The sequence below is a fragment of the Serratia sp. AR11 genome (assembly GCF_056376275.1).
Window position 1 is genome coordinate 564,287 of the sequence record NZ_CM150739.1, and the last position, 21,478, is coordinate 585,764.

At 56.8% G+C, this 21,478-nt stretch carries 19 protein-coding genes; 11 read left to right on the forward strand and 8 right to left on the reverse strand.

What is annotated here, in order from left to right; genetic code table 11:
* The first annotated feature begins 179 nt into the window (after positions 1-179).
* The 6 genes from ACSOSI_RS02645 (at position 180) to ACSOSI_RS02670 (ending at position 6,808) form a co-directional block, all read left to right on the forward strand.
* A complete protein-coding gene (locus ACSOSI_RS02645) occupies positions 180-1,160 on the forward strand; it encodes an Rpn family recombination-promoting nuclease/putative transposase (protein ID WP_476706511.1) in 981 nt (326 codons plus the stop codon).
* 296 nt (positions 1,161-1,456) lie between these two features.
* Complete coding sequence (locus ACSOSI_RS02650; RefSeq protein WP_476706512.1) at positions 1,457-1,864, forward strand: ExbD/TolR family protein; 408 nt, start codon at positions 1,457-1,459, stop codon at positions 1,862-1,864.
* Position 1,865: 1 nt separating this feature from the next.
* Positions 1,866-2,612: an energy transducer TonB family protein gene (locus tag ACSOSI_RS02655; RefSeq protein ID WP_259190121.1), complete on the forward strand. Its 747-nt coding sequence runs from the start codon at positions 1,866-1,868 to the stop codon at positions 2,610-2,612.
* 39 nt (positions 2,613-2,651) lie between these two features.
* A complete protein-coding gene (locus ACSOSI_RS02660) occupies positions 2,652-4,895 on the forward strand; it encodes a TonB-dependent receptor family protein (RefSeq protein WP_476706513.1) in 2,244 nt (747 codons plus the stop codon).
* 19 nt (positions 4,896-4,914) lie between these two features.
* A complete protein-coding gene (locus ACSOSI_RS02665; protein WP_017891505.1) occupies positions 4,915-5,565 on the forward strand; it encodes a MotA/TolQ/ExbB proton channel family protein in 651 nt (216 codons plus the stop codon).
* Positions 5,558-6,808, forward strand: a complete 1,251-nt coding sequence (locus ACSOSI_RS02670; RefSeq protein WP_476706514.1) for a phospholipase D-like domain-containing protein — start codon at positions 5,558-5,560, stop codon at positions 6,806-6,808. The genes ACSOSI_RS02665 and ACSOSI_RS02670 overlap by 8 nt, the downstream gene beginning before the upstream one ends.
* A gap of 34 nt (positions 6,809-6,842) precedes the next feature.
* Here the strand turns inward: ACSOSI_RS02670 and ACSOSI_RS02675 are convergent, their stop codons facing one another.
* The 3 genes from ACSOSI_RS02675 to aptA form a co-directional block, all read right to left on the reverse strand.
* Entirely contained in the window at positions 6,843-7,952 is a 1,110-nt protein-coding gene (locus ACSOSI_RS02675) for a DmpA family aminopeptidase (protein ID WP_476706515.1), read from the reverse strand.
* Between the two features lie 116 nt (positions 7,953-8,068).
* Positions 8,069-9,577, reverse strand: coding sequence for a CoA-acylating methylmalonate-semialdehyde dehydrogenase (locus ACSOSI_RS02680; protein ID WP_476706516.1), 1,509 nt, complete (start codon positions 9,575-9,577; stop codon positions 8,069-8,071).
* A 15-nt stretch (positions 9,578-9,592) separates the two neighbouring features.
* A complete protein-coding gene (gene aptA, locus ACSOSI_RS02685) occupies positions 9,593-10,933 on the reverse strand; it encodes an omega-aminotransferase AptA (protein ID WP_218217245.1) in 1,341 nt (446 codons plus the stop codon).
* 130 nt (positions 10,934-11,063) lie between these two features.
* On the opposite strand from aptA, the gene ACSOSI_RS02690 reads away from it, so the two are divergent.
* Positions 11,064-11,993, forward strand: a complete 930-nt coding sequence (locus ACSOSI_RS02690; RefSeq protein WP_115183340.1) for a LysR family transcriptional regulator — start codon at positions 11,064-11,066, stop codon at positions 11,991-11,993.
* A 113-nt stretch (positions 11,994-12,106) separates the two neighbouring features.
* Positions 12,107-12,676 (forward strand): GNAT family N-acetyltransferase, encoded by a 570-nt coding sequence (locus ACSOSI_RS02695; protein WP_112363103.1) that lies wholly within the window; start codon positions 12,107-12,109, stop codon positions 12,674-12,676.
* Positions 12,677-12,960: 284 nt separating this feature from the next.
* On the opposite strand, the gene ACSOSI_RS02700 is transcribed toward ACSOSI_RS02695, so the two are convergent.
* Complete coding sequence (locus tag ACSOSI_RS02700; protein WP_476706517.1) at positions 12,961-14,088, reverse strand: iron-containing alcohol dehydrogenase; 1,128 nt, start codon at positions 14,086-14,088, stop codon at positions 12,961-12,963.
* Positions 14,089-14,354: 266 nt separating this feature from the next.
* On the opposite strand from ACSOSI_RS02700, the gene ACSOSI_RS02705 reads away from it, so the two are divergent.
* The 3 genes from ACSOSI_RS02705 (at position 14,355) to ACSOSI_RS02715 (ending at position 16,901) form a co-directional block, all read left to right on the forward strand.
* Entirely contained in the window at positions 14,355-15,113 is a 759-nt protein-coding gene (locus ACSOSI_RS02705) for a helix-turn-helix transcriptional regulator (protein WP_476706518.1), read from the forward strand.
* Between the two features lie 99 nt (positions 15,114-15,212).
* A complete protein-coding gene (locus ACSOSI_RS02710) occupies positions 15,213-16,514 on the forward strand; it encodes an NAD(P)/FAD-dependent oxidoreductase (RefSeq protein WP_476706519.1) in 1,302 nt (433 codons plus the stop codon).
* 21 nt (positions 16,515-16,535) lie between these two features.
* Positions 16,536-16,901, forward strand: coding sequence for a cupin domain-containing protein (locus ACSOSI_RS02715; protein WP_012005067.1), 366 nt, complete (start codon positions 16,536-16,538; stop codon positions 16,899-16,901).
* Positions 16,902-16,938: 37 nt separating this feature from the next.
* On the opposite strand, the gene ACSOSI_RS02720 is transcribed toward ACSOSI_RS02715, so the two are convergent.
* The 4 genes from ACSOSI_RS02720 to ACSOSI_RS02735 form a co-directional block, all read right to left on the reverse strand.
* Complete coding sequence (locus tag ACSOSI_RS02720) at positions 16,939-17,745, reverse strand: lysophospholipase (RefSeq protein WP_476706520.1); 807 nt, start codon at positions 17,743-17,745, stop codon at positions 16,939-16,941.
* Positions 17,746-17,834: 89 nt separating this feature from the next.
* Complete coding sequence (locus tag ACSOSI_RS02725) at positions 17,835-18,947, reverse strand: class II histone deacetylase (protein WP_476706521.1); 1,113 nt, start codon at positions 18,945-18,947, stop codon at positions 17,835-17,837.
* 13 nt (positions 18,948-18,960) lie between these two features.
* Entirely contained in the window at positions 18,961-20,133 is a 1,173-nt protein-coding gene (locus ACSOSI_RS02730) for an MFS transporter (RefSeq protein WP_476706522.1), read from the reverse strand.
* A 140-nt stretch (positions 20,134-20,273) separates the two neighbouring features.
* Positions 20,274-20,921: a LuxR C-terminal-related transcriptional regulator gene (locus ACSOSI_RS02735; RefSeq protein WP_012005071.1), complete on the reverse strand. Its 648-nt coding sequence runs from the start codon at positions 20,919-20,921 to the stop codon at positions 20,274-20,276.
* Between the last annotated feature and the right edge of the window lie 557 nt (positions 20,922-21,478).

Consider the following 21,478-nt stretch of genomic DNA (forward strand, 5'->3'; position numbering starts at 1 on the left):
GGTTGATATATTTTTTTCAGAATTTTTCTTTAAGTTTAATTTATTATTTTCATTTTAATTCATGGTGTTATGTCGTGTTTGTCTCTGTATTGCGCGTTCACTTTACCATGGTCGCTAATATAACCAAGTAGTTGCTTGTGATAGTGTGGAATTAAATAATACGCAAAGGCTATCAGGGAATGAAAAAGAAAAACAAAACGCCAACGCCACACGATGCGGCATTTCGTCAGTTTTTGACGCAGCCGGAAATTGCCCGCGACTTTATGGAGCTCCATCTTCCGCCAGAACTGCGTGCCATCTGCGACCTCAGTACGTTGAAACTGGAATCCGGTTCTTTCGTTGAAGATGACCTTCGCCAGTATTTCAGCGATGTGCTCTACAGCCTGAAAACCACTGCCGGGGATGATGGTTATATCCACGTACTTATTGAGCATCAGTCTACACCCGATAAACACATGGCTTTCAGGCTAATCAGGTATGCAATAGCGGCCATGCAGAGACATTTGGACGCCGGTCACAAAAAACTGCCGTTGGTGATACCTGTCCTGTTTTATACCGGCAAACGCACTCCTTATCCTTATTCCACCAACTGGCTGCGGGAGTTTTACGATCCGGAACTGGCGGGAAAACTCTATACAGCCGAATTTCCGCTGGTCGATGTGACGGTTATCCCTGATAACGAGATCATGGGCCATCGCAGCATGGCCGCACTGACCTTGCTGCAGAAACATATTCGGCAGCGGGACCTGGCAGAGCTGACTGACAAACTGGCCACTATCCTGCTGAGTGGCTATCTGTCTTCGCCACAGGTGATTTCGCTGGTACACTATATTCTTCTGGCCGGAGAAGCGTCCGATGCTGAAGCCTTTGTACGCGAATTGGCACTGCGGGTACCGCAACATGAGGATGAACTAATGACTATTGCACAACAGCTTGAGCAGAAGGGCATCGAGAAGGGCATCGAGCAGGGTATCGAAATGGGCATCGAGAAGGGCATCCCGCTTGGTGAACAGCGCGGTATCGAGAAAGGGCGTCAAGAAGGCGTGCTTGAAGGAAAGATTACCGTTGCCCGCGCCATGCTGGCGAACGGCATCGACCACGACTCGGTAATGAAAATGACCGGTTTGACGGCAGACGACCTGGCGCAAATCCGCCATTAATTGTGTGAACATCTCCTCCTAAATCCTGATGCAAAAGCAGGGTCTGAAGATCTTGCTATAAAGTGTCAGGATAATCACAAACTCCCTTCCTACGCATTAATCGCTATAAGTTCTCCCTCGTCATTATTCCATTAAAAATCATATCCAATTAACCAGTTATATAACCCCTCTGACCAGTTACTCGCTGGGAATATTCTCTCAAAATGTGATCACTGTGAGAATAAGATCACACAAGCGTAACAAAAGGTAAACATAGGCTCTCTATATTGGCTGCTTTGCTTTTGGGAGGGAGTGCCATGCGTAACTGGAACGAGCCGAAGAAGAACAAAGCGCACATCGAACTGATCCCGATGATCGACGTGATGATGTTTTTGCTGGTGTTTTTTGTGTTGATTAGCCTGAACGTGATCCCGGCCCTCGGGCTGAAAACTCAGTTGCCGTCCGCCGGCAGTGCGCAGCAGTTGAAACCGCAGAAGAAGGCGATCATTACGCTGGGTGCCGAAGATCAACTGCAGCTCGACGGCCAGCCGTTGGCGCTGAGTGCGCTGGTCAGCACGCTAAAACAACAGCAACAGGAAAACCAGACCACCACCATCATCGTCAACAGCGACAAGGGCGTTTCGGTAGAGCGGCTGGTGGCGGTGATGGATAACCTGCGTCAGGGCGGTTTTTACTCTGTCTCTATCGCCACACGGAAGCTGTGACATGTATCTGCTCTATCGTTCACGTCACCTTTTCAGTTGGTTACCGGCGTTGATCGTCGTCGGCTGCGTACTGTTTGCCAGCCAGCAGGCGGCGCTGAAAATTCAGCCGCGCTATGACGAAACCGCCATGGAATTGGCGTTGGTCGAGCCTGAACCTGCACCAGAACCTCAAGCGGAAACACCACCGGAGCCGCAACCCGAACCCCCGCCGCCAGAGCCGGAAGCGATCCCCGAACCGGTTGTGCCGGCACCGGAGCCGATTATCGAAGCCAAACCGGTACCCAAACCACAGCCGAAACCCAAGCCCAAGCCAGTAAAAGAAAAAGCCAGGCCGGTGGAGAAGGCTAAACCTGTTGCGGCCCCTGCAGCGCCGAAGGCACTGGTCAGCAAACCGGTGGCACAACCTGCCCCGGTCGCCCCGGCGGCGCCGAAAGTGAATGCGCAGGCAATCGAAAACGGTTATCTGCAGGCGCTGCGTCATGAGCTGGAGCAGCGCAAGCGCTACCCGAGTGGTCGGCAGGCGTCACTTGAGCGGCCGCAGGGCAACGTCGAGGTCTGGCTGGAGGTCGATCGCAGCGGTCGGGTGCTCTCGTCCGGTATCGCCAATAAAGCGGCCAGCATGCTGCTCAACCGTGCGGCGCTAAGCAGTCTGCAAAGCATCAGCCAGGTGAAGCCGTTCCCAAGCGAGGCTTTCAACGGGCAAACAACAAAACGATTTTCAGCCACGTTCAATTATCAGGCGCCTTGACGCCTGGCATAACAGTTTGATTTTTATGGGAAGGGAACAATGAAATCTTTCAATCGATCTGGGCTTTATCTGGCGTTGATGTCGGCGATATTGCCGGGGGCGGCGCTGGCGGCGGACTCGACCGACGTCGGTACCATCAGCGTAAAAGGGCAGTCGCTGGGCGGCGGCATGATGGTGCAGGACGATAGCGCCAAGGGGCGATCGACCGTCACCAAAGAGGCGATGGATAAAATGCCGGCGGCGGCCAACGCCATCGACAAACTGAAATATACCCCAGGCCTGAACGTCAACAGCAACGACGCCAGCGGCCTGAGCGGCGTCGATTACACCATGCGCGGTATGAACTCCGATCAAATCGGCCTGTCGATGGACGGCATTCCGATTAACGATTCCGGCAACTACGCGGTTTACCCAAACCTGCTGGGCGACTCGGAAAACCTGGAGGAGGTGTTCGTCACCCAGGGTTCGTCTGAGGTGGATGGCCCGCATATCGGTTCCAGCGGCGGCAACATTGGTATGGTGACGCGCCGTCCGGCAAAAGATTTCGGTGGCTTCGTCAAACAGACGCTGGGCAGCAACAACCTGAGCAAAACCTTCGCCCGTCTGGAGACCGGTGAGTACAACGGCTTCAGCAACTGGATTTCCTACTCGCACACCGAGGCGAAAAAGTGGCGCGGGGAAGGGCGCGAGTACTCCAACAAGTTCGAAATGAACTCGTTGTATGAGGACGGCAACGGCAACAGCAGCAACCTGATCATGAAGTACAACCAGCAGAATAACGTCAACTACAACACCCTGAGCAAGGCGCAGTTTGAAAATGACGGCCGTTATACCGACTACGCCACCACGCCGGAGTACAACAGCAAGGGCCAGTTGAACAAGTACTACAAACTCAACCGCAACCCGTTTGACACCTTCACGTTGTCGTTCACCCAGAAGCTGCAACTGCGCGACAATCTGGCGTTGACTCTGCAACCCTATTACTACTGGGGTAATGGCGGCAGCTTCACCGGCCAGACCGCTTCGGTGTTGTCCAATACTTCGGATAAGGCCGGTCAGTACGATCTGAGTAATTTGCAGTCCAACACCTATTACCGCCCTTCCTGGACGCAAACCTGGCGGCCGGGCATTACTACCAAGCTGAAGTGGGACATCAACGATCAGCACAGCCTGGATATCGGCTACTGGTATGAACGTGCGCGCCAGTCGCAGACCCAGCCGTTTATCGGCATCAAGGACGACGGTAACCCGGAGCAACTCTCTGGCAAACCGGGCGGCAGCGATCAGGTGAAGGACGCCAATGGCAAAACCGTGCAGGGGCGCAACCAATACACCATCACCCCGGCGCAAAAAGTCTGGCTGCAGGACACCTGGTTCGCCACGCCGGACTGGACCTTTGTCGGCGGGCTGGCTTATCAGTACGTTGAGCGAAAAGGGGATAACAAGGGCAGCCTGTACAACGTGCCGGAAAAGCGTGATGCCAAATATCATGAATTCCTGCCGAATTTCAGCGCCAGCTACAAGCTGAACCAGGAAAACCAGGTGTTCTACAACCTGACGCGCAACATGCGTACTCCGCCGAACTACGTGCTGTACAACGTGGGCGACTCGCTTAGTACCAAGCCGGAACTGAGCTGGAACCACGAGCTGGGCTGGCGTTTCCAGCAGGAAAATATGCTGATGAGTGCCACGCTGTTCTATATGCGCTACAGCGATCGTCAAATCTCCACCACCAACTCGGCCGGCGATTACGAGATGATGAACATCGGCAATGTGGAGAACAAAGGGCTGGAGCTGGAATGGAGCGGCCAACTGCCGCATAACTTCAACTACTACACCTCGTACACCTACACCCAGTCCAGGCAGAAGAGCGACATTGTCAGCAACGGCGGCCAGCCGCTGCCGACCAGTGGCAAAGAGGTGCCGAACGTGCCGAAAAACCTGCTTAACATGACGTTGGGCTATGACGATGGCCTGTATTACAGCAGCGTCAGCGGCAAATACGTCAGTTCGTTCTACGGCGACCTGACCAACGACGAGAAGATCGGCGGCCGCACGGTGTTCGATCTGGCGGCGGGGGTGCATCTGCCGGTAGACAAGAAGATCGTCAAGAGCGCGGCGTTGCGCTTTGGTATCAGCAACCTGTTCGACAAGGAGTACCTGACATCGGTGCGTACCACCACCTTCAACGCAGCGCCGTATGGCGGCGTGAAGGCCAGTACGCCGTACTACAACGTCGGGGAAGAACGTACCTTCAGCGTATCGCTGGAAGCCACCTTTTAACCAATCCGAGATCTGAATGATGAATGCCAATTTAATGCACGACATTATTTTCTACGTGATGTACGCCGCACTGGCGATTGCGCTGGTGATCATTATCGAACGCGCGCTGTATTTCGCCTACACCCAGCGCCAGGCACGCCGACTGGAGCAGGCATTAACGCTGGACGTTCGCCGCACCGCCGATCTGCCGGATGAGCTGACCCAACGCAACAGCCTGCCGTTGGCGGTAATTTCACCGGTGCTGGAGCAAAAGCACCGTGCCGGCGACCGTGAAGCGATCGGGGATTTGATCGACGCCCAGTACCTGCTGAGCAAACCGCTGATGGCGCGTGGCCTGTGGCTGCTGGAAACCATCGTGACCGCCGCCCCGCTGTTGGGGCTGCTGGGGACGGTGATGGGGATTATCGAAACCTTTAAGGCGCTGGCGGCCTCCGGGGTTTCCGAGCCGAGCCTGGTTTCTGCCGGGATGGGTACTGCGTTGTACGCCACCGGGCTGGGGATCGCCATCGCGTTGTTGTGCCTGGTGGGCAACAACTATCTGCAAAGCCGCATGGAACGCATTAACGAGCTGCTCAAAGTGCTGCTGATCCGCGCCGGTGCACCAGCCAGCCGTCCGGAAAACGGCAACCGCGAGCAATGGGTTGACAGTGAGGCACCGCGCTATGCCTAATGGCCGTCAACCACGGCGGCCGCTGGGCCGCCTTTACACTGCGTTATGGGGTAGCTGCCTGTTGATGTTGAGCCAGAGTGCGACGGCGCGTTTTGAAATTCCCGGCTACGAGCTGGTGTATACCGCGCCGGTGGAAACCGCGTTGCAGGCGGATGACCTGCGTAACACCGCGCAAGTGTGGCAGCAGATGTTCGATGCGGCGAAAACCCGCATCGATCTGGGCCAGTTCTACGTGGCGAACCAACAGGATTCGCTGCTGGATGGCGTGCTGCAACACCTGAAAGCGGCGGGCGAACGCGGAGTGAAGATCCGTTTTCTGATGGAAGAGAAGGGCATCCGCATCTCTACCCCTGAGACGCTGGAACAGCTTAAGGCGATCCCTAATCTTGAGCTGCGCATTATTCCTTATCAGCGGCTAAGCGGCGGTATTTTGCATGCCAAATACCTGCTGGTGGACGGTGAGCAGGCGTTTGTCGGCAGCCAGAACTTCGACTGGCGTGCGCTGGCGCATATCCATGAAACCGGGCTGCGCATCAGCGATGCCGGGGTGGTCGGGCAGATCCAGGCGATCTTCGAGCAGGATTGGCAAGCTCAGACTTTGCTGGCGGCGGATAAGCCGGTGCCGCAACGGCCTTACCAGCCAAAGGCCGAAACGCCGCAGGGTAACTATCTGGTCGCCAGTCCGCGTGCCTATAATCCGGCCGGGGTGATTGACTCGCAGGTGGAGTTGCCGCGCCTGCTGGCTACGGCCAAACAGCGAGTACGGGTGCAGGTGATGGATTATGCACCGTTGTCTTTTGGCCCAGACCACACCCGGCCTTATTACGCGACGATCGACAATGCCCTGCGCAGCGCTGCCGCCCGCGGTGTGCAGGTTGAGCTGATGGTCGCCAACTGGAACACCAAAAAACCGGATATCGCCTGGCTGAAAAGTCTGGCGGTGGTGCCGAACGTGCAGATAAAGATCGTCACTATTCCCCCGGCCAGCAGCGGCTTTATCCCGTTCGCCCGGGTGATCCACAGCAAAATCATGACCATTGACGGTGAAACGGCATGGATCGGCACCAGCAACTGGACCGGCGGTTATCTGGATAACTCGCGCAATCTGGAGTTGGTGCTGCACAACCTGGCCATGAGCCAGCGGGTGGATAAGCTCTACAGCCAGCTATGGGACAGCGTTTACGCCGAACCGATCAAGCTCGATTATGACTACCCGGCCCCCAAGCCGGGTGGTGAGTCCTGACTGATACAGGGCGCGGCATGCCGCGCCTCTACTCTTATGCTCGCCAGCCTGCTTGTTCCAGCGCGGTCAGCAACTGCCCGGCACTTAGTCCTTCCGCCCGGTGACCGTTACCGGAAATAGTATTGGCCGCCAGCAGGGCATTGATAATTGCCTCCTCCACCGCTTCGGCCGCCGCCGCAAAAAGTTCGGAGATGTAATCGTTATTCACCATACGTAGTGCCGTGGTGAAGGCCCCTTTGTCGGCGTAGTCGGCTGGCGGCAGCCCGTCGTTGCCGGTGGCGAAGGCGATAAAAATATCACCGCTCGAATCTTCAGTACCGCCGCCGGTGCGCGCAATGCCGATGCTGGCGCGTTGGGCCAAACGCGTACATTGGTGTGGCAACAGCGGGGCGTCGGTGGCCAGCGTGACGACAATTGACCCCATGCCCGGATGTGGCAGTTGTGGGGTGAATGGCGAGTGAATATGCCCCAGATGGCGACCTACCGGATAGCCGCCAACCAGCAGCGACGTACGTTTGCCGTGGTTGGCCTGCACGATGGCCCCGACCGTCCAACCGCCACGGTCTGCAGGCAGACGGCGGGATGCGGTGCCGATACCCCCCTTAAACTCATGGCAGATCATACCGCTGCCGCCGCCGACCGCACCTTCCTGTGGCAAACCGTTATGTGCTGCCTGCAGCGCCTGCCGTACATGCTCGGGCTTGACGTGAAAGCCGTTGATGTCGTTGAGCAGGCCGTCGAAGGTTTCCATCACCACCGGCATATTCCAGTACACCGCCTTATCGTCGGCGGGTAGCGTTTCGCGCTCCAGCGCGATCAGGCTGTCGCGCACCACGCCGACGCTGTGGGTGTTGGTAAAGGCAATGGGGCTGGTGAGCAGGCCGGCTTCACGGATCCACTCCAACCCGGTGGCGTCGCCGTTGCCGTTGAGTACGTGCACCCCGGCAAAGCAGGGGGATTGCCGGGCCTGTCCGGCCCGCGGTTCGATCACCGTGACGCCGGTGTGCACGCTGCGGCCATCGGCCAAGTCGGCGTGGATGCTGGCGTGGCCGACGCGGACGCCGGGCACGTCGGTGATGGCGTTCAGCGGGCCGGCAACGCCGTGGCCGATTTTAATGCCCAAATCCTGAGCGCGCTGCGACATGGTTATTTTCCTTCAATTGAGGGTTCAACCAGCGGGACGGCCTGCCGGTTGCGGATGTAGCTCAGCACCACGGCGAGGACGCTGAGATTGCCTTTGAATTTATGTTCTGTCATGGCTTAACCCTGCCCTGATGGGAAACTGAAGCTGGCATATTGGGCATCGCTGGATGATGGCCAGCGCTGGGTGATGGTTTTGCGTTTGGTGTAAAAGCGCACCGCATCCGGGCCGTAGGCGTGCAGGTCACCGAACAGCGAGCGTTTCCAGCCGCCAAAGGAGTGGTAGGCCACCGGCACCGGCAGGGCGACGTTGATCCCCACCATGCCGACCTGAATATGGCTGGAGAAGTAGCGTGCCGCCTCGCCGTCGCGGGTGAACAGGCAGGTGCCGTTGCCGTATTCATGGGCATCAATCAGCGCCATCGCTTCTTTCAGCGAGCCGACTCGTACCAGGCCCAGCACCGGGCCGAAGATCTCTTCCTGATAAATCCGCATGCCGGGCCGTACATGGTCAAACAGCGTCGGGCCGAGGAAATACCCTTGGCTGAGTTGTCCACTGTCGTCCCGCACCTGCAGCTCGCGGCCGTCGACCACCAGGCTGGCTCCTTCTTCGACGCCCTGATTGATGTAGCTTTTCACTTTCTGATAATGCTGGTGGGTGACCAGCGGCCCCATATCGTTACGGTTGTCGCTACCGGCACCAATCCGCATGTTGGTCATTTGCTGCCGTAGCCCGGCGATCAGCGCGTCGGCGGTGTCATCCCCTACCGCCACCACCAGTGGGATCGCCATGCAACGCTGCCCGCAGGAACCGAAGGCCGCCCCCATCAACGCGCTGACGCTGCCGGCGATGTCGGCGTCCGGCAGCACTACCGCGTGATTTTTCGCCCCGCCCAAGGCCTGTACTCGTTTGTTTTGGCCGCAACCGGTGTGATAAATATGCTCTGCTACCGGCGTTGATCCGACAAAACTCACCGCTTTAACGCGTGGGTCGTGCAGCAGGGTTTCTACCGCCTCGCGGTCGCCATTGACCAGATTCAGCACTCCGGGCGGCAGCCCGGCCTCTGACGCCAGTTGGGCGATATACAGCGTGGAGGAGGGCACACGTTCTGAGGGTTTCAGCACAAAAGTGTTACCGCAGACCACTGCCATCGGCCACATCCACAGCGGCACCATTGCCGGGAAGTTAAACGGCGTGATGCCTGCCACCACCCCCAGCGGCTGGAATTCGCTCCAGCTGTCGATACCCGGCCCGGCATCCTTGCTGTGCTCGCCTTTGAGCAACTCAGGTGCATAGCTGGCGTACTCAATATTTTCGATGCCGCGCTGCAGTTCGCCCATGGCGTCGCTGAGCACCTTGCCGTGCTCGGCGGTAATCAACTGACAGATGCGGTCGGCGTGCTGCTCCAGCAATGTTTTCAGGCGGATCATAATTCTGGCCCGCTTTAGCGGCGGGGTATCGCGCCAGGCCGGGTAGGCCTGCTCGGCCGCATCGATGGCGCTTGCTACCGTGGCCCGGTCGGCCAGCAACACTTCCTGTTGGGACTGTCCGGTCGCCGGATCGAATACCGGCTGGCTGCGGCTGCCGCCGAGGGCGGACTGGCCGTTGATCCAATGTGCAATAGGCATGGCATTCGCTCCTGATTATTCTGTTGCGTTGATGGCGTCGCCCAGGGCGTTGATCAACGAATCGATCTGCGCCTCGCTACTGATAAACGGCGGTGCCAGCTGCAGGGTGTCGCCGCCGTAGCGAACATAAAAGCCTTTTTCCCAGCAGCGCATCGCCACCTCATACGGCCTGCGTGCCGCTTCCCCCGGTCGTGCCGCCAGCGTGATGCCGGCTGCCAGACCAAAGTTGCGAATGTCGGTGACGTGACGGCAACCCTGTAAACCGTGCACCGCCTGCTCGAAATAGGGTGCCAGTGCCTGCACCCGTTCAATCATCTGCTCGCGTTCAATGATATCCAGCGTCGCCAGCCCTACCGCACAGCTGACCGGGTGGGCGGAATAGGTGTAGCCGTGCGGGAACTCAAGCAAATACTCGGGTTCATCGGTGGTCATAAAGGCCTGATAAATCTCTGGCCGAACTACCACCGCGCCCATCGGCTGGGCGCCGTTGGTCACCTGTTTGGCGATATTCATGATGTCCGGCGTGACGCCAAAGGCTTCGGCCCCGGTCAGGGCACCGCAGCGACCGAAGGCGGTGATCACTTCGTCAAAAATCAGCAGGATATTGTGTTGAGTGCAGATCTCGCGGATGCGTTGCAGATAACCGACCGGTGGCACAATCACCCCGGCGGAACCGGAGAACGGCTCAATAATCACCGCGGCGATGGTTGAGGCGTCACGTAGCGTAATGATGCGGTTCAGCTCTTCCGCCAGTTCTGCGCCCTGTTCGGGCATACCGCGTGAAAAGGCGTTACCTGCCAGCAGGGTATGCGGCAGGTGATCCGCTTCGGCGCTGGCGCCAAAGGCTTTACGGTTGCCGGCGATGCCACCCACCGCAATACCACCGAAGTTAACGCCGTGGTAACCCTTTTCGCGGCCGATAAAACAGGTTTTGCCTGCCTGACCCTTGGCGCGCCAGTAGGCACGGGCCATTTTTAACGAGGTGTCCGCCGCTTCAGAGCCGGAGCCGGTGAAAAACACATAGTCCAGCCCGGCAGGCGTCATGGCCTTAATCTTGTTGGCCAGTTCGAAAGATAATGCATGGCCAAACTGAAACGCCGGAGAATAATCCAGCCGAGAGAGTTGTCGGTAGGCCGCCTCGGCAATTTCCTGGCGGCCATGGCCCAACCCGCAGCACCATAACCCGGATAAACCGTCAAAAATTTTGCGGCCGTCCTGGCTGGTATAATAAACGCCTTCAGCATGGCTTATCATTCGCGGGTTGGCTTTAAAATTACGGTTACCGGTAAACGGCATCCAATGGGCTTCTAACCATTCAGGTTCGGGCTTATTTTCAGGGTGATTTAAATCAGCCATTTTTCCCTCCGGGCGGGAGAATAGGTAGGGTTAATAATCTGACGTGTTAATGAATTGTTGCTTCAAATTGACTATGTTCCGCTTCTTCACTAATGTGAATAATCAAATATCGAAACTTACTTAAGGTTTTATGCAAGTAAAAAAGCGTGCGATTTTAGGGCAGTTGTCGGATATGGATCTGCGCTTGCTGCGGGTGTTTAAGGTGGTGGTCGACTGTGGTGGCATGAGCGCCGCCGAACTGGAGCTGAATATCAGCCTGTCGACCATCAGCAAACACATTAAGGATCTGGAGCAGCGGCTGGGGCTGACGCTGTGCCATCGCGGGCGCGAGGGGTTTGCGGTCACTGATGAAGGGCTGCTGATTTACCAGGAAACCATTAACCTGCTGGCGGCCACCGAGGCTTTTCGCCGTGGGGTGGATGACGTACACCAGCGCCTGGGTGGGCAACTGCACGTGGCGATATTTGACCATACCGTCAGTAACCCACAGGCGCATATTGGCCGGGCGATTGCCTTATTTAGCGAGCAGGCGCCGGAAGTGTCTTTGCAAATGTATGTGGAGCCGATAAATACCATTGAGCGTGGCGTTATTGACGGTCAATTTCAGATTGGCATTATTCCCATGCACCGCAGTGCGGAAAGTTTATCTTATAGTTCATTATTTAGTGAGAGGATGTTCTTATATTGCGGCGCGCAGCATGAATTATTTTCCGCCGATCATGAAATGCTGAATTGGGATCTGTTGCACCATTATGCCTTTGCCGGCTTGGGCTACCATTCGCCGAATATGGAGCTGAGTCTGCAGCAGCATTTGCAGCGCAAGGCTACGGGTTTTGCCCAGGAATCTATCGCGACCTTAATCCTCTCCGGCAAGTACGTGGGTTTCCTGCCCGACCACTATGCGGCGTTTTTTGTCGCGCAGAATATGATGCGGGCCATCAAACCGGCGCTATTTCGTTACCATTGCGAGTATTCCAGCGTGCTGCGGCGTTCACCCAGCCCACAGCGGGTGGTCAAGCTGTTCCACGAATGCCTGCTGGCGACCCATGGAACAGCGTGATCAATCATGCGGTAGGGTTTATGCCCTGCCAAAAGCCCACGAAAACCATGGTGTAACCTCCTCGCAGGCGATTGAAATACAACCGGTTAACTGAGTGACACAGGGACATGAAAATGAACACGGGAAAAGTAAAGCTCTTCTCTACCGACAGAACCGACGTCTATTGTTTGACGGAGTATTTCGTCCCGGCGATGCAGACCTTCTTGCAGAGCAATAAACAGAAATTTGCGCCTTTTGAGCCATTACGCACTGAGGACTATTATTCCCACGCCAGTATCAGCCAGCGCATTGCCGCATCCTGGCCCGATTATCAGGATAAGAAATGCCTGCTGTTGGTTTTCTCATTAAAGGATTCCGATGAAATTGCAGGAAGCGTCAATTTTACCAACTTTGTCTACGGGGTCTTTCAGGCGGGCTATCTGGGATTCTCTCTTGACCAACAACATGAAGGACGAGGATTGATGTCTGAAGTGTTGGTGACTGCCCTCGATTATGTCCATCAGCAGTATGGCTTACACCGCATTATGGCCAATCACCTGGCGGATAATCAGCGCAGCAAAAATACGCTGGCGAAACTGGGTTTTGTACAAGAAGGCTTTGCGCGGTCTTATTTGAAAATCAACGGAAAATGGCAGGATCATGTACTGAATTCGTATGTTTTTCCGGTGAGCGAGCAGGAGTAAAAATGTTAAACAGCACCCGTCCTGGGTTTATTTGAAGCACGGACTTTTCAGGGGGCGTTGCCTGCTCGAACTGGAAATATACCGCCGTTACCTGTTGCGTAAAGAGGGTATTGCCGAGCAGGCGTTCGGTGCGACTAGCCTTTGAAAGGCAGTTTACTGGTCTTTCTTCTTGCCAAAAATCTTGATCAGCACGCCGACCAGGATGCCGATGGCGATGCCGGTGAAAATCCAACTGACGATACCCATTTCCCATCTCCCGCTATTACTTTGATCGAATTATATAATCATTCGACGTGGAAAGCGCCTTCGATCATCTGCTGCCGCTGCGGCGCGCTGTAGTCGATCAGCGAGTTTTTGCTGTTGGATTTTGCCAGCGTTACCGCCAGTTCGTCGGCGGTGATCGGCAGGTCGTCCTGCCAGAAACTGGCGATGGCGTTGCGGGTAATAAAGTCGATCAGATAGCGCTCAGGGCTGTCCTGTTGGTCGGGGAACAGGCGGGCGGCAAGTTCGGCCATCAGCGCTCGTTGCTGCGGTTGCTCGCTTTGCGCCAGCAGTTCGAGGAACGGCAACAGCAGGCGGCCGCAGACCTGGCCGTGGTGATAATCACGCAAGGCGCCTATCTCGCCGGCAATGCCGTGGATCACCCCCAGCCCGGCGGCGCTCAGCGTCAGCCCGCCAAGGTAGGAGGCCTGCAAAATATGCTCGCGAGCCTGGGCACTGCGGTTGAGTGCCGGCCAGGCGAGCAGGAAATGGCGAATGCCGGTCAGCGACATTTCACGCGTCATGGCGTTGGCGGTTTTGGACAAATAGGCTTCGAACAAATGGATGAAGGCGTCGATGGCGCAGTAGGCCAGCACCTTGTCCGGCGCACCCTCCAGCAGTTGCGGGTCCAGAATGGCGGTATGTGGCACAAAGTTGTTATGGCGCAGCGAGGCTTTCACCTTGCTCAATTGAGTGTCGGTGATCACCGCATTTTGCGTGACTTCGCTGCCGGTACCGGCGGTAGTTGGAATGGCGATCAGCGGCAGCGTGGCTCCGCTGATTTTGGTATCGCCGATCTTTTCCATATAGCGCAGAGTCGGCAGCGGGTGCTCCACCAGGGCAGCGAAAGCCTTGGCGGCATCCAGCACGCTGCCACCGCCGATGGCGACGACACGCTGGGCTTTTCCGCGCCAGCGTGCCACCCAGGCGTCTATCTCCTGCGGTGAGGCCTCGTGGCTGACGATCTCAGTGCCGATCAGCAGCGGCGTCAGCGCATCGGCCAGAGAAGAGTACACCGCGCCATTGAGGAATGAACGACAGCTAAACAGCAGCGTTGGCTGCGGTTCAGCGGTCAGTAGCGGGATCAGTTGGCTGATACTGCCGTGGCCGAACCAGGTATGGCGGTTGGCTATCGTCAGGCTGGTAGTCATGGTCTCTCCTTGGCGCGCGAAAACCCCAGCATAATCCAGCCTCTGTGGCTGAACCACTGCTTTTCACCGCCTGAAAGGCATTCCATTAATATATTAATCCTGAGTCGCTGAGTCAGACGGTAATAACCGGGCGAAGGTGTGATTTGTTTAACATGTAAACAATTGCGCTGTTGCATTTGGCGCTATTGAGTGTTTTCTATAACAAGTAGGCCACGGCGCAGCCGAAATAAAGTGATTGTTAATTTATTAATGATGGCGAGGCGAAGATGAATATTCAGGTCGAAAGATTATCAGCAGTGATCGATGCGGTAGCGACCCCGCGCTTCTATCCCAGCCTGCTGGCCTGGCTGGAAGGTTTCTTCGCCTTTGATAATGCCATTGTTTACGCCTTCGAACGCGGCCAGGCGCCACGCTGTCTGATCAAAACCGAGAAAGAAAACAGTGACGCGGTCAATCAACTCTACCAGCAGGGCGCTTACCTGCAGGATCCGTTTTATCAGGCGCTGAACGGCGGGGGATGCGGCGAGGTATTGACCCTGCGCCAACTGGCCCCCTGTGGTTTTTATCATACGGATTATTACCGTAATTTTTATCGCAAGACCGGCTGGCATGACGAAGCCGGTGTGCTGCTGCCGCTGACGACGGAGCGCGGGCTGGGGGTGTTTTTTGGTTCGGCGCGCCAGTCGGTGGGAGTACGTTCCCCGCAACTGGCGGACCTGCGTGATGCATTGGCGCTGTTGAAAAGCGTCGCTCGCCTGCATGGCGAAGTGCGGGTTGCGCCTGCCACGCCAGATCGGGTAACGGACAGTGCCGTACAGGCACGCTACCTGCTGACGCCACGCGAGCGCGAGATTGTGGATCTGATCCTCGACGGCTGCGGCTCGCAGCAGATCGCCGACCGGCTGTTTATCAGCCTGGGCACGGTAAAAAACCACCGCAAAAACATCTACAGCAAGCTGGATATTGGTTCGCAGGCCGAACTGTTCAGCCTGCTGCTGGCCACGCCGCTGCGTCGCAGCGCCTGAGTGTTAATTATTTGTTGCGAATGTCCCTAAGGGGACATGGTGGCCGCCCGGCCGCTTGCCGATAATCCGATGACAGAGCAGGGCATCGGGAGTGCGGCAGTGAATAATAATATCGAATCCTTAACCTATTACGCGGCAACCAAAAAGTACGATCTGCGCTTCCCGACGCTGGAAGAAGATCTGGACGTTGACGTGGTGATCATCGGCGGTGGCTTCTCCGGCATCAACACTGCGCTGGAGCTGGCGGAACGGGGCATCACCAATATCGCTATTCTGGAAGGCCGCCATTTGGGCTACGGCGGCACCGGACGCAACGGCGGGCAGGTGATGGCCGGCATCGGCCACGATCTGGAGAAGATCAAACGTCACGTCGGCCCGGCCGGGTTGGAAACCATCTTCAAAATCAGCAATCTCGGCGCCGGGATCATTTGCGAACGCATCAAAAAATACCAAATCGATGCCGATTTCTGCTTTGGCTACGGCTACCTCGGCAGCAATGCGCGTCAGGAGAAAACCCTGCGCAGTTGGTTGAAGGAGTTTAAGGCGGTCTCGCCGGATGAAGAGATCGAGCTCTATACCGGCGCCGAGGTGAAGCAGGTGGTGGGATCGGACGCTTACACCTGCGCATTGAAACACATGGGCGGCGGCCACGTACATTCGCTCAATCTGCTACTGGGCGAGGCCCAGGCGTTGAGTGGCTACGGCGTGAAAATCTTCGAAAACAGCAGTGTGATTGACGTGGAGTATGGCCAGCGCATAAAAGTGCGTACCGCCATGGGGTCAGTGCGTGCCAACAAAATGCTGTGGGCATGCAACGGTTTTCTCAACGGCATGGAGCCGTTCATCTACAACAAAACCATTAATACCTATGCTTTCCAACTGGCGACCGAACCGCTGTCTGACGAGCTGATCCGCCAGATCAGCCCGATCCGCGGGGCCTACAGCGATATCCGCCCGGTGATTGATTATTACCGGGTGACCAACGAAAACCGCCTGCTGTTCGGTAGCGCTACCCGATTGATCGAATACATTCCGGCGGATCTCAAAGCCTGGAACCGCAACCTGATGCTGAAGGTGTTCCCCTATTTGCACGACGTCAAAATTGACCTGGCCTGGGGCGGTCCGCTGTGCTGCAGCGCCAACCTTTTCCCACAGATCGGTACCTTGCCGCAGCACGACAACGTGTTCTACGTGCAGGGTTATTCCGGCTTTGGCGTGACCCCAAGCCATATCGTTTGCAAGGTGTTGGCGGAGGGCATGAGTGAAGGATCCGATCGTTACGATCTGATGAGCTCGATCCCACACGTCAATATCTTCGGCAAGGACAAACTACGGCGGGTGATGACTACCGCCGGCAAGGTGTGGCACCAGACTTCCGGCTACTGGAAAGGCCGCCGTTAATTGTTACCTGAGGAGAGAGAAATGAAACCATTACTGCTTAAACAACCGCTGCCTGAACTGCTGGAAATTGGCAGCGTCAGCAACCTGGGCGCCACCGTGATCGCCGGTGAGCCGAACGTCGGCGTGGCGGGCATTTTTGGGGAGCCGACCGATAACCTGAGCTGCGGTATCTTTAGCTGCACCCGTGGCACCTTCGTGATGGAGTATCCGTTTGCCGAGCATGCCACGGTGTGGGAAGGCACCGCGACCCTGACCGATGAGAACACCGGTCAATCCGTGCAGTATCAGGCCGGTGACTCGTGGTTTGTCGAGAAGGGAACTCCGGTGCGCTGGGAGATCACCTCCGATCGCTTTGTGAAACACTATCTGGCGATTGTCGAAGGCTAATCTCGAACTTTCCCCTCTTCGTTGGAGAGGGGATCCGCTACCCCAGCACCCGCTCAATAAAATCGCCGATCCGCCTTAATATCTGATCCTTGTTGATCTCGTTAAAGCTTTCATGCCGCCCGCCCGGGTTGATCATGACTTCAAAATCGTTGCCCTTCAGCAGGTTGATGGCGGTTTGCGATTGCGCCATTAGCACCAGGCGGTCGTCATCGCCGTGTATCCACAGCGTGGGCAGTGTGCCGAAGCCCGGCCCGGCGTTGATTTTAGCCAGCATTTGTTGCATGGCGTGCAACGTCGGGCGTTTGAATGGCCCATGCCATACCAGCGGATCGGCCTGATAGGCAATGCCGACCGCCGGATCGCGCGACAGGGTGGCGGTATCGAGCGGCTCGTCGGGGATCTTCGGCAATTCAAGCAGATCGGAGATCTGGGTTCTTTCGCCGATCAACGGGCCGGACAGCACCAGCGCACGTACGCCATCGCCATAACGCTGAACGTAACGGGTGGCAATCATGCCGCCCATGGAATGGCCGATGACCACCAGCGGCAGATCAGGGTGCAATGCCTTAAAATGCTCAACTACGCGGTGAACGTCGTCGACTACAGCATCATAATCCTCAATCAATACGCGTTCGCCCTGCGACAACCCATGGCCAAGGTGGTCGGGGCCGAATACCCGTGCGCCCTGCGCCTCTAACGTGCGCGCCACGTACTGATAGCGGCCAAGATGTTCGCCGTACCCGTGTACCAATAGCGCCAGAAAGCGCGGCTGATCATGGCCCCAGTCATGCACGGCGATATCGCCCTGGCTGCCTTTGATAAAGCTTATTTTTTGTTCAGACATATTATTGTTCTCAACGGTAGGGTCATATTCAGCGTAGCGGCAAAGCCAGAATTGCCAAGGGGCACAACGTGCTGTGCCCCGAAGAGAAATTACAGTTTGAACTGCTGCGCCAGCCGGTCGATAGCCTGACGCTGGAACTGATTAAAGGCGTCGCGCGGCTGCTGTTGCTGGATAAAGGCCAGCAGCGGATCCTGCACTTCGGTGCGGATGCCGCTGAGCTGTTCCATCACCGCCAGGCCACAGAACGGCACGTAGGATTCGGCGTAACCCCCTTCGTGTACCATCACCAGTTTGCCGTTGCACAGACGATCGGCGGCGTCCTGCACCAAAGCCGTCATGCTGCGGAAACTGTCACTGTGCAACTGCATGCGCGCCAGCGGATCGAGTGCGTTGGCATCGTAGCCGCAGGCGACAATGATCAGCTCCGGCTGGAATTGCTCCAGCGCCGGGATGACGATTTGGCGCATAGCGTACAGATAACCGTCGTCACCGGCACCGGCCAACAGCGGAATATTGATGTTATAGCCTTCGCCCGCACCGGCACCACGGTCTTGTTCACCGGAGTACCCGGCGGGGAAGCAGCCGTCCTGATGCAGCGACAGCGTCAACACGTCATCCCGCTGCCAGTAGATATGCTGGGTACCATTGCCGTGATGCACGTCCCAGTCGAGCACCGCGACTTTGCCCAGGCCGTATTTGGCCTTGGCACGTTCGATGGCGATCGGAATATTGGCCAAAAAGCAAAAGCCCATCGACTGGTCCGGCAGGCAGTGGTGGCCGGGTGGGCGCGACAGCGCATAGGCGTTTTCCAGCTCTCCCTGCAGTACCGCCTCGACGGCGGCGCAGGCCAGCCCGGCGGACAGTTTGGCGATTTCATAACTGCCCGGCCCCAGCGGAGCTTCCTCTCCCAGCATGCCGCCGCCGTTGTCGCTTAACTGTTTGAAACGTTGCAGATAGTTGGCGGGGTGAATGCGCAGCAGGTCTTCATCGGTCGCCAGCTCGGCGCTCAGCAGTGAGAGCTGGCGCGACAGGCCGGACACATCCATCAGGTTCTTCATCCGCCGTTTGGTCTCCGGCGACTCGGCATGGCCGGCCCCCGAAGGCGGTTGCACCCAGCCGCCGATCGGTAGCGTAGTGGCGTGCAGGCCGGTGCTATGCCAGAAGCAGCGTTCATCAAACAAGAAACCGGTTTTTCTTTTCACCTTATTACTCCTGTTAAACGGCGCGGCGTGCGCGCGGTGAAGCCAACAAAATCAACAGCAACGACAGCAGCGAGCAGCCCAGCGCCCCGGCCAGCAGTGCGTCGAAACCGCCGAAAGATTCAATCAGATAACCGGCCAGCGTCGGGCCAATCGCCATGCCACCGCCAATCACCAGATTGATGTTGTTCATCAACTTGCCGTTGTTATCCAGCCCGGCGACGCGAGCCAGAATAAACGGCAGTACAAAGGTCCAGGTGAACTTGAACAACACGGCGGCCACCGCAAAGCGCAACAGCAGGGGCTCACGAGTCAGCAGCGCGATACCGGCGATTAACAAGCCATAGCTCAGCCAAATCAGTCGATTACCCGCGTGCCGCCCTCGGATTAACGCCGCACCCCCGGCACCGGCGATACCGAACAGCGTGGCCGCGGCCAGTATCTGTCCGCTATTGACCGGCGAAAGACCGGCGGCGGCGGCGATGCTGCCGATAAAGGTCCAGACCGCGCTCAGGCTGATGTAAAAAGTCAGTACCGCCAGCACGGCGAAGAGTTTACGAAACCAGGGGATTGCGGCGCGATGGGCGGCGGAGTGCACCGGGTGAAACCCGCTGGGGAAGGCAGCGATCAGGGGCAGGCAGCACAGCATGATGGCCGCCAGGATCAGATAGACCGCCATCAGGCCAAAATGGGCAAACAACGCTGGCAGCACCAGCAGCCCGATCGTCCCCAGCACCAGTTGGCCCAGCACCCACAGGGCATAGACCCGGCTGGGGTTGGCGGTGCCGGCGGCGCAGGTGATGCACAGGATCATCAGGGTGCCGCCCGCCAGCGAAGCGACAAAGCGCAACCCCAGCAGCAGGCCGAAATCGTTGACCCACGCCGAGGCCAGGTTACCGGCGATAAACACCCCTGCCGCCAGCGCTGCCACCCGACGCCAGTTAACGCGGCCAATCCACCACCAGGCGGGTAGCGTGGCCAGGCTCATCGCCCCCAATTCGGTCGAAAACAGGTGGCCGACTTGCGCCGGGGTCAGCTGCCACTGGCTGGCCAGTTGTGCCGCTACCGCCGGTGCGGTCATCAGAATGCCCGGCGCAATGGCGGCAAAGATAATAATGGCGGTCAACAGCCGCGGCGGGCAGGGGAGAGCCGCCCCGGCTGCGGGTACGGAAACAGAATCACTGGACATAAAAATTATCTCCACCGGGCAAGTCTGGGTCAGATATATCCGCGGTACCCTGTTTTGGGCAGGCGGAAACCGCGCCATTAATGGCGAATAATTAACGCGTTTTATTTATCGGTCATAAGCCATTGCTATGGCTTAATTTATTAACCGTGAGCAATAAAGCTGCTGGCGACCAATTCGGTGCGATTGACCACTTCGGTTTTGGCAAAAATATTACGCATATGGGTTTTTACCGTGGACAGGGAAATACCCAATTTCAGCGCTATACGTTTATTACTGGCCCCTTCGCGCACCATATTGACGATCTCTTGTTCCTTGGCGGTCAGCAATTGGGCCTCCCCCTCGGGCAACAGATCGCGGGTCGCCAGTTCAATCAGCGGCATCACCGCGCGCAGACGACCGCGTTCGAGTTCGGTAAACGGCGTATCGCGAATTAAAGACACCCCGGCGACAATGCGCTTGCGCTGGCGGATAAATATCTCTGTCATATCGCGCATATTATTGGGCAGCATAAAGTCATGATAATAATGGCGGTTATTGTTGATCGCCGCCGGGCTCATGCCGACCATATTGATATCCTGCTGGTGGAAGTTGGCCGGTTTAAGCGGATCAATCTGCTGGAAATGATTCAAATACTGCTGATGGGTTTTATCGGAAATGCCATGCAAAATATAATGGTCTGGCCGCAGATCCGAGTTCACCAAATAAAATACCCCGGCGGACACCGGGATCAGGTGCGCAATGGTGTTCAGGCAGCTAGTGATAAAGGCATCGGATGGTGCGGTGTGCATGATTCATTTCCCCCTTTACCCGTTCGCTCTGGAAGGTTCGGTCAATATATGAACGATACAAGCATAGTTGTAGCAATTTAGCAACACAATCAAAACATATTAACAACGTGAGCCGGATTGCAATAAAATACATAAATAACAAGGTGGCGGCCGGTGGTTGAAGGCCCTGACGGTCCTTGGGGGTCAATATTTCATTAATATATTAATGAGTGCGCTGTATCCTTCCCGCTGAATTTACAGCGATTTCCCATTTAGAGTGACGTCCCCGCCACGAATCCTCCTTTTATCGCCCCGTTGAGCCGTCATTGGCGTCTCGTTCCTAAGAACGATAGACAAACGCAACCTCTCTTATTCCCCGGTGAAAACCGCTTCTATCCGGTTAAAACCATAACGGCTGACCGGGCGACCAGGGTAAGACGAAAAAACTATGGCTAGGCCTTAGATTCCTTAAAAAGCCAGTTATTAGGGAGAGCGTGCCGAAGGGGTCGTAGCGGCGCAGCCGCCGACCAATTTGCCGGGAGCAAATTGGAACGACTTCGTCGGCCCGAAGGGTGGGA

Coding starts and splice junctions, on each gene's coding strand:
- ACSOSI_RS02645 (WP_476706511.1), top strand. CDS start 180: ATGAAAAAGAAAAACAAAACGCCAACGCCACACGATGCGGCATTTCGT.
- ACSOSI_RS02650 (WP_476706512.1), top strand. CDS start 1,457: ATGCGTAACTGGAACGAGCCGAAGAAGAACAAAGCGCACATCGAACTG.
- ACSOSI_RS02655 (WP_259190121.1), top strand. CDS start 1,866: ATGTATCTGCTCTATCGTTCACGTCACCTTTTCAGTTGGTTACCGGCG.
- ACSOSI_RS02660 (WP_476706513.1), top strand. CDS start 2,652: ATGAAATCTTTCAATCGATCTGGGCTTTATCTGGCGTTGATGTCGGCG.
- ACSOSI_RS02665 (WP_017891505.1), top strand. CDS start 4,915: ATGAATGCCAATTTAATGCACGACATTATTTTCTACGTGATGTACGCC.
- ACSOSI_RS02670 (WP_476706514.1), top strand. CDS start 5,558: ATGCCTAATGGCCGTCAACCACGGCGGCCGCTGGGCCGCCTTTACACT.
- ACSOSI_RS02675 (WP_476706515.1), bottom strand. CDS start 7,952: ATGTCGCAGCGCGCTCAGGATTTGGGCATTAAAATCGGCCACGGCGTT.
- ACSOSI_RS02680 (WP_476706516.1), bottom strand. CDS start 9,577: ATGCCTATTGCACATTGGATCAACGGCCAGTCCGCCCTCGGCGGCAGC.
- aptA (WP_218217245.1), bottom strand. CDS start 10,933: ATGGCTGATTTAAATCACCCTGAAAATAAGCCCGAACCTGAATGGTTA.
- ACSOSI_RS02690 (WP_115183340.1), top strand. CDS start 11,064: ATGCAAGTAAAAAAGCGTGCGATTTTAGGGCAGTTGTCGGATATGGAT.
- ACSOSI_RS02695 (WP_112363103.1), top strand. CDS start 12,107: ATGAACACGGGAAAAGTAAAGCTCTTCTCTACCGACAGAACCGACGTC.
- ACSOSI_RS02700 (WP_476706517.1), bottom strand. CDS start 14,088: ATGACTACCAGCCTGACGATAGCCAACCGCCATACCTGGTTCGGCCAC.
- ACSOSI_RS02705 (WP_476706518.1), top strand. CDS start 14,355: ATGAATATTCAGGTCGAAAGATTATCAGCAGTGATCGATGCGGTAGCG.
- ACSOSI_RS02715 (WP_012005067.1), top strand. CDS start 16,536: ATGAAACCATTACTGCTTAAACAACCGCTGCCTGAACTGCTGGAAATT.
- ACSOSI_RS02720 (WP_476706520.1), bottom strand. CDS start 17,745: ATGTCTGAACAAAAAATAAGCTTTATCAAAGGCAGCCAGGGCGATATC.
- ACSOSI_RS02730 (WP_476706522.1), bottom strand. CDS start 20,133: ATGTCCAGTGATTCTGTTTCCGTACCCGCAGCCGGGGCGGCTCTCCCC.
- ACSOSI_RS02735 (WP_012005071.1), bottom strand. CDS start 20,921: ATGCACACCGCACCATCCGATGCCTTTATCACTAGCTGCCTGAACACC.